Here is a 12,005-nt window from a genome sequence, read left to right as displayed (position 1 = left end):
ATGCAATATAAGATAAAAGCAAAGAAATCACTAGGACAGAATTTTCTCCAAGATGAAAATATAATTCGTAAGATTGTCCAACTAGCTAATATAAAAAAGCATGATATCGTCCTTGAGATTGGACCTGGGTTAGGGGCTCTGACAAGATACTTACTTTCAAGTAGTGATAATGTTAATGTTGTTGAGTTTGATACAAGTGTTATCGACACACTAATAGCAAATTGTCAAAAATATGGAACTCCATGTGTATATAATCAAGATTTCTTGAAATTTGATATAACTTCTTTGGAGGATATTTCAAACCAAAAAATAAAATTAATAGGCAATCTTCCCTACAACATTTCCTCGCCAATACTTTTTAAGGTAATCAAAGATAGTGAGAAAATTGTTGATGCTCATTTTATGCTACAAAAAGAGGTTGTTGAAAGAATAGTTTCTTTACCTAATAGTAAATCATATGGAAGATTATCGGTGATACTACAGTATCACTTTGATTGTAGTATGATTTTAAAAATTCCTCCAGAAGTTTTTTATCCACAGCCTAAAGTTGACTCGGCTATTCTACGACTTAAACCTAAAAATAATAAAGCATCGCTAAAAAACTACAAATTTTTTGAAGAAATTGTCAAACAAAGCTTTGCGCAACGTAGAAAAACTTTGCATAATAACTTAAAGTGTATATTAAAAGCGCAAAAGATTGATCTTAACACCTTGCCTGTAGATACTAATCTGAGAGCAGAGAATTTAAGTGTTGGAGATTTTGTCAGCTTAGCAAACTTTTTAAGTTAAGGCATACAAAATGGCTACATATGTTATTGGTGACGTACAGGGCTGTTACGATGAACTGCAATTATTATTACATAAGATAAAGTTTGATATACGAAAAGACAAGCTTATTTTTGCTGGAGATATTATTAACAAAGGTCCTAAATCTCTTGAAACTATAAATTTTATCATGTCTTTAGGCGATTCCGCACAGGTTACCTTAGGTAACCATGAAATATTATTTTTAGCGGTTAGTTATAATTATTTACCTTCAAATAATAAGAATACATTCAATGATATTATCAAAGCAAAAAATCTAAAAGAGATTCAAGATTGGTTATGTAATCAAAATCTTTTAATAAGAACGGGTAATGTTTTTATAGCTCATGCAGGAATTCCGCATATTTGGTCACCTAAAAAAGCAATGAAAAGGGCAAATGAAGTTGAGTTTGTTCTAAAAAATCAAACGACAAGAAGACTTTTATTGGCAAATCTTTTTAATAATGAAGGTGATAAATGGGATAAGGAATTAGAAGGTATTGAAAGATGGATATGTATTCTTAACTACTTCACGCAGATGAGAACAATTGATAAAAATGGTTGCTTGAATCTTAAATTTAGTTCAACTATTGATCAGATACCTGAAAACTTTAAGCCATGGTTTAAATTAAAGCATAAAAAATTTGCAGATAAGTATAAAATAATTTTTGGACACTGGGCAGCTATTAAGGGTGAGACAAAAGATAAAAATATAATAGCTTTAGATACAGGTTGTGTATTTGGTGGTAAGCTTAGTTGTTATTGTATCGAGACAGATAAAAAATATGCAGTTAAATCATTCAAAAGCTATAAGGATATTTAGAATATGAATATTTTAGTTATTAATGGACCAAATCTTAATTTATTAGGCACTCGTCAGCCTCAGTTTTATGGACATAAAACTCTAGATGATATTAATAATGATTTATTAGAAATCGCTCAAAAGAATAATCTAAGTATTGATTTTTATCAGAGTAATCATGAGGGTGAAATTGTTGATAAAATACAGCAGACAGCTGCAAAAATCATTCTTATAAATCCTGCAGCTTATACACATACAAGTGTTGCAATAAGAGATGCTTTTTTAGCTATAAATAAGCCTTTTATTGAAATACATTTGTCGAATATATATAATAGGGAAGAATTTAGGACTAAGTCGCTTCTATCAGATATAGCTTATGGGTGTATATTTGGGTTTGGGCCAAATGGTTATAAATTAGCTTTAATAGAAGCAATAAATTATATAAATATGAAAGGAGAGTAGAAAAAAATGGATTTACTAAAAGCAATTGATAAATTAGCTGAAATTCTTAACTCAAGTGATATAAAAGAAATCAGAGTTAAAGATGGTAGTTCAAGCATTTTTATGACAAAAAATAATACAGCATCTGTTACAAGTGTTGTTTCTGCAGCACCTGTGGCTAGTAGTGTTGCTCCAGCAGCGACTGCGGCTGTTACTTCAACTTCAACTGCTCCAGCAGCAACTAAAGCAGATATGGCTGAAGAAATACATGGTGAAGAGATTAAGTCTCCAATGGTGGGTACTTTCTATAGTGCATCTTCACCTGATGCAGCTCCTTATGTTAAGGAAGGCCAAGAAGTTAAAAAAGGTGATGTACTATGTATTATCGAAGCAATGAAAATTATGAATAAGATTGAAGCAGAGAGAGCAGGTAAAATTATCAAAGTTATTGCTAAAGATGGCGATCCTGTTCAATTTGATCAACCTCTATTTATTATTGAGTAATAAGCTATAAGCTGATAATTTAAATAGAGACTTCATAGCATAAACTTTTTAAAGGTAATACAAAATGATTAAAAAAGTACTGATTGCCAATAGAGGTGAGATAGCCCTTAGAATTTTAAGAGCTTGTAGAGAGTTGGGAATTAAGACAGTTGCTGTGTATTCTACAGCTGATGCTAATCTTATGCATGTTAAACTAGCTGATGAAGCAGTTTGTATAGGTCCTCCTGCTCCTAATCTTAGTTATCTAAATATCCAAGCAATTATAACTGCTGCTGAAATTACTAATGCTGATGCAATACATCCAGGTTATGGTTTCTTATCAGAAAATGCAAAATTTGCTAAAGCTGTTGAAGAAAGTGGCTTTATATTCATCGGTCCACGTGCAGAAAGCATAGAGATAATGGGTGATAAAGTTGAAGCTATCAAATACATGAAAAAAGCTGGCGTTCCATGTGTACCAGGTTCAGGTGGTCCGTTAGGAAGCGATGAAAAGAAAAACTTAGAAATTGCTGATAAAATCGGCTACCCAGTTATTATCAAAGCTGCTGGTGGTGGCGGTGGTCGTGGAATGAGTATTGTTAGAAAGAAAGAAGACCTTATTAGTGCTATTTCTCTAACAAAGAGTGAAGCAAGAATAGCTTTCAATAACGATATGGTGTATATGGAAAAATTCCTAGAAAATCCACGTCATATTGAAATTCAAGTTTTTGGCGATGGTAAAGGTAATGCTGTATATCTATTTGAAAGAGATTGCTCTACTCAAAGAAGACACCAAAAAGTTATCGAAGAAGCTCCAGCAATAGGTCTTACTGATGAGGAAAGAAAGCGTATTGGTGAGCAGTGCGTCAGTGCATGTAAGATATTAAAATACCGTGGTGCGGGTACTTTTGAATTCTTGTATGAGGATGGTGAGTTCTACTTCATCGAAATGAACACTAGAATTCAGGTAGAACATCCTGTTACTGAGTCGATTACCTCTACAGATCTTATCAAAGAGCAAATCAGAGTTGCTAATGGTGAAGGTCTAAGCTGGAAACAGGAAGATATCGTTATAGTAGGGCATGCAATAGAGTGTAGAATAAATGCAGAAGATCCTGAAAGAATGATTCCTTCACCTGGTAAGATTGATATGTATCATCCGCCAGCAGGGCCTAGAGTGCGTGTGGATTCTCATATATACTCAGGGTATGTTGTCCCACCAAACTATGACTCAATGATCGCTAAGGTTATTGTGCGTGGTCATAACAGAGAGACAGCGTTACAGAAAATGCGTGCAGCTTTAGAAGAAATGGTGATTAATGGTATCAAGACAAATATACCACTTCATCAAGAGATTCTAAATAATGAAGTTTTCATCAAGGGTGGAACTAACATTCACTTCTTAGAAAAGCTGCTAGAACAGAAAAAAGCTAAATAACTAAATTAATCTTTCTATATATCTGCATTTAATTTTTACTTTTTTTCTTATATAATTTTGGCTAGTATTATTAAATAATTAGTCAGTTGTAAAATTATGTATAATTTTCAATCTTTTCTTAAAAATGTTAGAGATTCTAAAGAGCTTAAACGAGAAACTATAGCTGACGCTATTAATTTGTCGGTAGAAACTATAAAACTCATAGAAGAAGCTGAAAATGATAGTTTATTACTAAATTCTAGTAGTGTACTTAAAAATCAAATTAGAAGATATTGTGAATATCTAGAGATTCCTGAAAAAAAAATAGTATCAATACTTAATAAAATTGATATTCTTTATTATAAAAAATCACGCTACGGTAAATTGAAGTTTTTTGACTACATTAACAGATTAGCAATACTAATAATAGCAATAGCTATAATTGTTTTGGTAACTCAACATATCAGAAAAAACATACATCCTGTAACTCCAGAAAATTCAAAATCTGCTATTATATATACTCCGATTAATTATGATATTGTTAATTCCGAGCAACAGCAGCCGTCTATATCCTCAGATACTATTAATGTGAAACCTACTGATAATACAGACCCTAATAAAGCTAGTGAGATACCAGCAACAGCTGCAGATAATTCAACTGCAACAAAAACACTAGTAGCTCACCCACCGACTACCGCAAATATCAATAATGTTGTGATTGATGATGAAACAACATCACAAAGTCAAAATAACTAGATACAAACATATAATTTTAGATATACCTAAGTTATAAAATATATTAATATATAAATATATTCTTTAAATTAAATTATAAAATGAATCTTTTAAACCATATACTCTTAAGAGTTGAGAACTATTCTACTACATATATACTTTTTATTGATTTTGTTATATGTTTAGTTCTTAGTGTGATTATATCTTTATTAGGAAGTCTTTTAGTAATTAAGCATAAAAATACAATTAGATATTCATTTGTAAAATCATTTAAGCTGACCCTGTATTTAATTATTTGGTCGTATTTTATAAAAACATGTGTTGACCTACCTGTAATAGTACATTTACCAGACTATAAAGCAGTTATTATTTCATACTCGAATAAGATTTTTGATTTTTGTATTTATTTAGCAATTATTATCAGTCTATTTAGATTTTTGTATAAAAGTAAAAACATTGCTATTGAAAAGAAAAAAGCTGAAAAAAAAGATGCTTATGATGATTTTAGAGATATCAATGCTATATTTAAGGCTTTAGAGCTTGGTGCTATAGTAATATCAGTGATATTAATTTTGGCAGCTTTTCGCGTTCCTCTTACCGCGTTAGGTGCTTTCAGTGGGGTTGCTTTTGCTGGCTTGACTCTTTCACAAAGTACTCTTCTGACAAATTTATTTGGTGGCTTATTTGTAGTATTTAATCGTAAATATTCCGAGGGTGATATTATTTCTTCAGATATAAATTCTACGATTAAATTTAGTGGCACTATCAAAAAAATTGGCATTTTAACTACTAGAGTTGATAATTATGAAACAGCGCCAATGCATATACCAAACTCTGTATTTCTTAATACTTGTATAACTACAACGTCTCGTCGAACGCATAGGCGCATAGTACAGTTTATAACTATTGATTATAAATATATTGATAAAATTCCAGTTATTAAACAAAAAATTTTAGAGATACTTAAATCACATCCAAATATTGACCAGAATAAAACTCTAGCAGTTTCATTAGCATCAGGTGGCACTAATATTTCTGGTAAGTCAGAGGGTAGTTTTGGTAGTAATGGTATTAATATACAAATTTATGCGCTGGTTAATAAAGTTTTTTTTATTGATTTTAACAATGTTCAGGATGAAATTTTTATAAATATTGCTAAAGAGTTAAATGACTTAAATATAGAGTTTGCGATAAATCCAATTACACTGCACAAATATGAATAGTTTAATCTAAAATAGTTAGATTTTTTATATTGCTAATACCCTCTAAACTCATAAGTAGTCTATCAAAGCCTAAAGCAACTCCCGAACATTCAGGAATATTTTCTAAACAATCTAGAAGTTTAGTATCAATATCTAAAAGAGCCTTTTGTTGTTCTTTTCTCGTTGCAAGATCACTCTCAAAGCGCTTTAATTGCTCTTTTTTATCTATAAGCTCATAGTAACCATTTGCTAGTTCAATACCATTATAAAAAACTTCAAATCTTGCGGCAACTAATTGTTTGTTTTTATCATTAACTTTCCTAGCTAAGGCTGACTGGTGTTTTGTATAGTCATAGATAAAATAAACAGTATTTTGCTGATTAAGGTTTTTTTCGATTTTATAGCTAAAAAGGATATCTAAGCAATCTGCAATAGTTGGATTTTTAAATCCCTGTATCTCACCAACATTTTCTCTAATTATTGCTTGTAATTCAGTTAAAGAAATATTGTGTGGGTTAATGTTATAACATTTTTCAAAAGCTTCTTGATAGCTTAAATAGATAAACTCTAAATTTGCTTTAAGCATGGTAAATAGCTTTTGCATTTCTTGCATTAGCTGAAAGTAATTTATACCAACACGGTACCATTCTATCATCGTGAATTCATGATTATGCAACTGACCACAAGGCTCGTCACGAAACGCCTTACAAATTTGATAAATGCTACCACTGCCAGCGGCAAGTAATCTTTTCATAGCATATTCTGGAGAGCTTTGTAGATACCTCTTTCCAGCTACTGTATTTATACTAAATACCTCTATAAATGGATCTGTAACTGCAAAATCATAGGCTATAGGAGTATCAACTTCTAGAATATCTAAATCTTTGAAAAAGCTGCGAATCTTTGCAAGATATTCAGCGCGTTTTTTAATATTTTCTAATCTCATTTTATAACTCTAATTTTATTAATATTCGCTAGTTCAAATTCAAAATAATTATTATTTTCATCTATAATTTTTAGTTTAAGATCTTTTGAAATACCTTTGGCAATACCTTGATAACTTTTATCAGCATAGTTAAAAATAATTTTTTTATCTAAGATATAGTCATAACTAGCTAATTGCGATAACGCAGCCACATCACTTGTATCAAAGCTAAAAATAATACTTTTAACAAGATCAACTATAACTGCTGATGAGTTTAATTGTTGGTTATTTATGCTTGATAAAGATGTCCATTCTCGATCAATATTTTCATCAATATTCGTCATATTGACATTGATACCCACCCCAATAAGGATATCAAAACTATCTTTTTTGATATTTTTGGTTTCTATGAGTATGCCAGCAAGTTTTTGATCTTGAAAATAAATATCGTTCGGTAATTTTATTTTTAGGTATTGTTGTAGATTTTTCGGAATGTATTTTTTGATAGCTGCTAAGACACTTAATGCTATTTTGACACTTTTAAGCGAGTCAGTTGTGATAGCAAAATTACAATGAAATGCTAATGTTGAGTAGATATTATCTTTACCTTCAGAAATCCATTTATCGCCACGACGACCACGACCTTTTGTTTGCTTATCTACATAACAAAAGTGGTATTTATGCGTCAAATTCGCCTCTAAGAAGTAGTCATTTGTTGAACCTATAGTTGGAAAATATTCGACTTTTATATCATCTATATACTGGCTAAGTTGCGTTGTTATGTAGCTATGATCTTTCATTTTTCGATGGTTTTAATATTAAGTGATAAATTTACTTGACCTAAGAATTCTTCTTTTTGTAGCTCATAGCAGGCTTTTATAGAATCACCAATAGTTATTTGCTTTAGAGTTTTATTATCAGCAGCATTAAACCATATTGCTTTGATTGATGATAGATCTTTATAGCGTAATACTAGCTGAGCATGATTTCTATCTTTACCAACTAAGCGTAAATTCTCAATCATAAATTGATTACAAAATAAAGGTTTTTCAAATTCTCTACCAAAAGGTTCTAAAGCATCTATTTTATCTAAAGTTTCTAATTCAAAATCACTCTCTTCAAGCTCAAAATCATATTCTATACTAGGTTCAAGAACTATATTCTGTTTAGCAGTGATGTCAGTGATTTCGATTTCAAATAATTGATAGAATTTGTCAAAATCACATTTTTTAATTGTTAAGCCTGCAGCACCTTTATGACCACCGTATTTAATCATTAGTTGTGGCTCTTTAACAGCTATGTTATCTAAGATACTTTTGATATGAATATTATCTAGGCTTCGTGCTGATCCAGATATTACAGTTGAATCATTTTGTGTTTGCGAGAAGATAATTACTGGCTTACCAAACATTTCTTTGATTCTACTTGCTGATATACCATGAATTCCAGAATGACCATCTTCTAGAAGAATACATAAAGAATTTTTTTGCTGATTTAATTGGTGGGCTTGAGCTATAGCTTCTTGAGTAAGTTTTTTTTGGATTTCTTTGCGCTGGTTGTTTTGTTGTTTAAGATTATTAAAGATAACCTCTATGTTGTGCTTATCTTCCTCGAGTAAAAAGCTAACAGATCCTAAAGCATCAGAAACTCTACCGTCACTATTTAGAATTGGTGCGATATTAAAACCGATATATTCACTTGATAATTTATCTTTATCTAGAAATTCCCAACATAAGCGTTGGTTATTTTTTAATTGTTCGATACCAATTTTTGTTACAATGCGATTGTTATGACTAGTTGCCATACTTACACAATCAGCAACTGTACCAATAGCGACAAAATCTAATAAATTACTTAAACCATATGTTTGAGATATTGCTTTGTTATTTTGAAGGTACTTCCTACGTAGTGCAGCCATAAAAAGCCAAGCAACCATACAACCAGCGATAGCTTTATCAGGGTAGTTACAGCCTTGTTGAGACGGATTAAGCACAGCTATAGCACTTTTAGGAGCACCTTCTGGAGGTATAGCATGATGATCAGTTACAATTGTATCTATGCCATTTTGTTTGAGGATAGCAATTCGTGGTTCATCTGTAGAACCATTATCTGCTGTTATAATTAAACTTGGTCTTATCTTATCTGTAAGAATTCTATTCATTAGCGATTCTGATAAACCATAACCTTCCTGTAATCTATGACCAATGTATGAGCGAATCTTTTCGTTAGGGTAGCCAAATATTTTTACCAAAGCCTCATATAAAATCGCGTGTGAAGTTTGACCATCGCAATCATGATCAGTTTCTAGACCTATAACTTCATTATTTTGTAGTGCTTGATAAAGACGTTCTACAGCTTTTTTGATATCTTTAAATAAAAAGGGTGATGATAGATCTTTGATTGAACCATTTAATACTAGATTAATATTATCTATTTGGGTTACTCTAGCTGAGATTATTTTTGCTGTAAAAGAGTCATAGCCTTTAGCTAGTAGGTTGCTAAAGATATTGTGATCAATTTTTTTTTGTTTAATTAGCATAGGTTTATATTAGACTGACTTTTTTTACCTTTAAGGTGATTTCTAAACATATTTACGCCTGAAATAAATAGTAGACCTAATGGTATTGCAAAGAATATTCCCCATAGCCCCCATATACCACCAAATATAAGAATTGCCGAAACAACACCTACAGGATGTATATCTAAAACTTCTGAAAAAAGTAGTGGAACAAGTAAATTACCATCTAGGGCCTGGATTATAAAAAATACTACCAACATTGATACAAAAGTGCCATTTAAGCCAAACTGAAGGATTCCTACCATTACAACTGGAATTGTAATAATTACCATACCAACGTAAGGAATTATTACAGATAAGCCGACCCCGACAGCTAAAAGTACCGCGTAGTTTAGATTAAAGTAGGCAAAACCAATATAAGTAACAGTAGAGACGATAATAAGCTCGATTGCCTTTCCTCTTACATAGTCAGCTAGTTTTGGTTTTAGATCATTCCAAACATAGTACAAAGCACCATTTTCTTCCGGCAAAAATGATTTAAACCAATTAATCATTTTTTCTTTATCTTTGAGAAAATAAAAAACCATTAACGGGACTAGAAACAAATAAATTAGTACAGAAAATAAAACTGGCAATGTTGTTGCGGTATTTTGCAGAATAAAAGAGCCGACATTTGAGCTGATTTTTTTCCAATCGATGCTATCAAACCAACTTACGATAAAGTTGATTCTATCTTCAGTAAGAATTGCAGGATATTTTGCTGATAGCCCCTCTAAGCTAGTTTTTAAGCTTGATAATATATGTGAAGCTTGTTTTACAAAATCAATAAGCTGATTAATAATAATTGGTAGTAAAACAAATATCAGCGATAGAAGTGCTATCAAAAACATAATATAAACAATATATACCAAAACTATACGCTTAAGTTTTGTGATTCTTTGTAAAATATTTACAAAAGTATCAAGTAAATATGCAATTACTAATGCAGCTAGTATTGGAGCGATATAGTCACCTAAAAAAGTTAAAACTAGATAAAAAAACAACATCAAACCAACAAATGCTATTGGCTCATTATTTTGATATCTGTTTTGATACCAATCTTTTATAGTTTTTAAAAGCATTTAATATAAAAATTTTGTCAGTTAAAATTGTTAATATTGTAACAGTTTTAGATAATATTTGAATATTTTTAGAGTATCAAAACTTTTTATAAACATTTAAGATTTATTTTTTAATTGTTATGACTGCGGGAATAATTAGCGCAACGACAATACCGATAATAAGCATCATATCAAAATTGAAAACTGACATAGCCATATTATCTATTGGAATAAATCCAACAATTATCGCAACTAAACAGCCAAAACAGCCTAATAATGCCATTAGTATAGTACCAAAAGATCCTTTAAATATTTCGTACTGACCCTGTTGAAGAGGCTCGCTAATCTTTAATTTCACAGCTGCGATAAACATCAATATATATGCTAACACCGCTAGTTGTGCAGTCAAATCACTAAGATACCAGTATGCTTCATTTACAGACGGCATAAAAATATAAGAGAAACAAAATACTGTAAAAATTAGTGCTTGAGTAATAAGCATAGTATCAGGAGCATCATTTTTATTAGTTCTACCAAATATTTGTGGCAAGATGTTATCATTACTGACAACCATAAAAGCTCTAGATAATCCCATAATCCAAGCAGATGTTGTTGTAAATGCACCAAATATCAACGTTATTGCAATGATATAAGTCAACCATGGCATATTAATTTGACTAAAGAAATAATGGAAAGAAACCATCAGACCTGTAACGATATCGACATCACCAATTTGTAACTGGCTGCTTACTAATATCACAGCGATATTTGATAAAATCAAAGATCCTAATATTACAGATCCTGAAATTAGTAATGCACGTGGGAAGTTTTTCTTAGCATTTTTGACATTTGCTGCGTGAATAGCACTCATCTCTAAACCAAAAAGACTAAACATAACTGTTATAAATAAAGCCCAGCTGCTGATATTGTTACCTGATGGAATAAAGTCAGAAATCTTTGGTGCAATAATTTCGGCACTATGAGACATTGACCATATTATTGCTATTATGATAATAATAAACATCGGTAAAAGTGTACCAATAATAGCACCAAGCGTACTTACTGCACTTGATGTCTTGATACCAAATAAATTAATTGCTGTTGCACTCCAAAACATCACTAAACTCATTGAAATCATATACCATGGGTTAGCGACTAATTGATTAGCGCCTTCCCCTGTCAGCGGTGCTATGACATAGGCAATTACTCCAGCAAAAAAACCACAAATAGATGGAAACCAAACTAAGTTATAAACCCACTGTAACCAGATAACTAAAAAACCTAATCTCTTACCAAATGCCTTTTTAACCCAAATATAAACACCACCAGTTTCTTGTGAAGAACCTGTAGACATTTCTGCAGTTAGTAGTGCACATGGAATCAAGAAGAAAATTCCAGCTAAAATATAAAAAGTTATAACGATCCAGCCAGCGTGAGCCGTGATAGAAATATTTCTTAAGCTATCAACAGCAATAATGTTTATCATTATTAGCCTTATAAGCCCAAATTTTTTACTACTAATAATTTGTTCCATTATTTTACTTTTTATTTCTTCAATACCACGCTTTAGTATATACT

Annotated in this window: 12 protein-coding genes; 7 read left to right on the top strand and 5 right to left on the bottom strand. The window is 31.2% G+C overall.

Annotated features, from left to right (window positions below; all coding sequences use genetic code 11):
- The 7 genes from rsmA (at position 1) to CGC45_RS06235 (ending at position 5,905) form a co-directional block, all read left to right on the top strand.
- Positions 1 to 789: a 16S rRNA (adenine(1518)-N(6)/adenine(1519)-N(6))-dimethyltransferase RsmA gene (gene rsmA / locus CGC45_RS06265; RefSeq protein ID WP_071629471.1), complete on the top strand. Its 789-nt coding sequence runs from the start codon at positions 1 to 3 to the stop codon at positions 787 to 789.
- A gap of 10 nt (positions 790 to 799) precedes the next feature.
- Positions 800 to 1,627: a symmetrical bis(5'-nucleosyl)-tetraphosphatase gene (locus CGC45_RS06260; protein WP_071629470.1), complete on the top strand. Its 828-nt coding sequence runs from the start codon at positions 800 to 802 to the stop codon at positions 1,625 to 1,627.
- 3 nt (positions 1,628 to 1,630) lie between these two features.
- Positions 1,631 to 2,068: a type II 3-dehydroquinate dehydratase gene (aroQ, locus tag CGC45_RS06255; RefSeq protein WP_071629469.1), complete on the top strand. Its 438-nt coding sequence runs from the start codon at positions 1,631 to 1,633 to the stop codon at positions 2,066 to 2,068.
- Positions 2,069 to 2,074: 6 nt separating this feature from the next.
- Positions 2,075 to 2,551: an acetyl-CoA carboxylase biotin carboxyl carrier protein gene (gene accB / locus CGC45_RS06250; RefSeq protein ID WP_071629468.1), complete on the top strand. Its 477-nt coding sequence runs from the start codon at positions 2,075 to 2,077 to the stop codon at positions 2,549 to 2,551.
- 64 nt (positions 2,552 to 2,615) lie between these two features.
- The gene (gene accC, locus CGC45_RS06245; protein WP_071629467.1) at positions 2,616 to 3,968 is read left to right on the top strand and encodes an acetyl-CoA carboxylase biotin carboxylase subunit; all 1,353 of its coding nucleotides are present in this window, start codon (positions 2,616 to 2,618) and stop codon (positions 3,966 to 3,968) included.
- A gap of 96 nt (positions 3,969 to 4,064) precedes the next feature.
- The gene (locus tag CGC45_RS06240) at positions 4,065 to 4,703 is read left to right on the top strand and encodes a helix-turn-helix domain-containing protein (RefSeq protein WP_071629466.1); all 639 of its coding nucleotides are present in this window, start codon (positions 4,065 to 4,067) and stop codon (positions 4,701 to 4,703) included.
- An 80-nt stretch (positions 4,704 to 4,783) separates the two neighbouring features.
- Positions 4,784 to 5,905, top strand: coding sequence for a mechanosensitive ion channel family protein (locus CGC45_RS06235; protein WP_071629465.1), 1,122 nt, complete (start codon positions 4,784 to 4,786; stop codon positions 5,903 to 5,905).
- Between the two features lies 1 nt (position 5,906).
- On the opposite strand, the gene epmA is transcribed toward CGC45_RS06235, so the two are convergent.
- From epmA to gadC, 5 genes are all read right to left on the bottom strand, one after another.
- Positions 5,907 to 6,830, bottom strand: a complete 924-nt coding sequence (gene epmA / locus CGC45_RS06230) for an EF-P lysine aminoacylase EpmA (RefSeq protein WP_071629464.1) — start codon at positions 6,828 to 6,830, stop codon at positions 5,907 to 5,909.
- Complete coding sequence (locus CGC45_RS06225; RefSeq protein WP_071629463.1) at positions 6,827 to 7,609, bottom strand: biotin--[acetyl-CoA-carboxylase] ligase; 783 nt, start codon at positions 7,607 to 7,609, stop codon at positions 6,827 to 6,829. Before CGC45_RS06225 ends, epmA begins: the two co-directional genes overlap by 4 nt.
- Positions 7,606 to 9,348: a single-stranded-DNA-specific exonuclease RecJ gene (gene recJ, locus CGC45_RS06220; RefSeq protein WP_071629462.1), complete on the bottom strand. Its 1,743-nt coding sequence runs from the start codon at positions 9,346 to 9,348 to the stop codon at positions 7,606 to 7,608. The genes CGC45_RS06225 and recJ overlap by 4 nt, the downstream gene beginning before the upstream one ends.
- The gene (locus tag CGC45_RS06215) at positions 9,342 to 10,448 is read right to left on the bottom strand and encodes an AI-2E family transporter (RefSeq protein WP_071629461.1); all 1,107 of its coding nucleotides are present in this window, start codon (positions 10,446 to 10,448) and stop codon (positions 9,342 to 9,344) included. Before CGC45_RS06215 ends, recJ begins: the two co-directional genes overlap by 7 nt.
- 103 nt (positions 10,449 to 10,551) lie before the next feature.
- On the bottom strand, positions 10,552 to 11,961 hold the full coding sequence (gene gadC / locus CGC45_RS06210) for a glutamate transporter GadC (RefSeq protein WP_071629460.1): 1,410 nt from the start codon (positions 11,959 to 11,961) through the stop codon (positions 10,552 to 10,554).
- Between the last annotated feature and the right edge of the window lie 44 nt (positions 11,962 to 12,005).

The sequence above is a fragment of the Francisella opportunistica genome (assembly GCF_003347135.1).
Lineage (GTDB): Bacteria > Pseudomonadota > Gammaproteobacteria > Francisellales > Francisellaceae > Francisella > Francisella opportunistica.
This window is presented reverse-complemented; position numbering and strand designations above follow the sequence as displayed.

Excerpts from the sequence above, each read along its gene's own strand:
- rsmA (WP_071629471.1), top strand. The coding sequence starts at position 1 with ATGCAATATAAGATAAAAGCAAAGAAATCACTAGGACAGAATTTTCTC.
- CGC45_RS06260 (WP_071629470.1), top strand. The coding sequence starts at position 800 with ATGGCTACATATGTTATTGGTGACGTACAGGGCTGTTACGATGAACTG.
- aroQ (WP_071629469.1), top strand. The coding sequence starts at position 1,631 with ATGAATATTTTAGTTATTAATGGACCAAATCTTAATTTATTAGGCACT.
- accB (WP_071629468.1), top strand. The coding sequence starts at position 2,075 with ATGGATTTACTAAAAGCAATTGATAAATTAGCTGAAATTCTTAACTCA.
- accC (WP_071629467.1), top strand. The coding sequence starts at position 2,616 with ATGATTAAAAAAGTACTGATTGCCAATAGAGGTGAGATAGCCCTTAGA.
- CGC45_RS06240 (WP_071629466.1), top strand. The coding sequence starts at position 4,065 with ATGTATAATTTTCAATCTTTTCTTAAAAATGTTAGAGATTCTAAAGAG.
- CGC45_RS06235 (WP_071629465.1), top strand. The coding sequence starts at position 4,784 with ATGAATCTTTTAAACCATATACTCTTAAGAGTTGAGAACTATTCTACT.
- epmA (WP_071629464.1), bottom strand. The coding sequence starts at position 6,830 with ATGAGATTAGAAAATATTAAAAAACGCGCTGAATATCTTGCAAAGATT.
- CGC45_RS06225 (WP_071629463.1), bottom strand. The coding sequence starts at position 7,609 with ATGAAAGATCATAGCTACATAACAACGCAACTTAGCCAGTATATAGAT.
- recJ (WP_071629462.1), bottom strand. The coding sequence starts at position 9,348 with ATGCTAATTAAACAAAAAAAAATTGATCACAATATCTTTAGCAACCTA.
- CGC45_RS06215 (WP_071629461.1), bottom strand. The coding sequence starts at position 10,448 with ATGCTTTTAAAAACTATAAAAGATTGGTATCAAAACAGATATCAAAAT.
- gadC (WP_071629460.1), bottom strand. The coding sequence starts at position 11,961 with ATGGAACAAATTATTAGTAGTAAAAAATTTGGGCTTATAAGGCTAATA.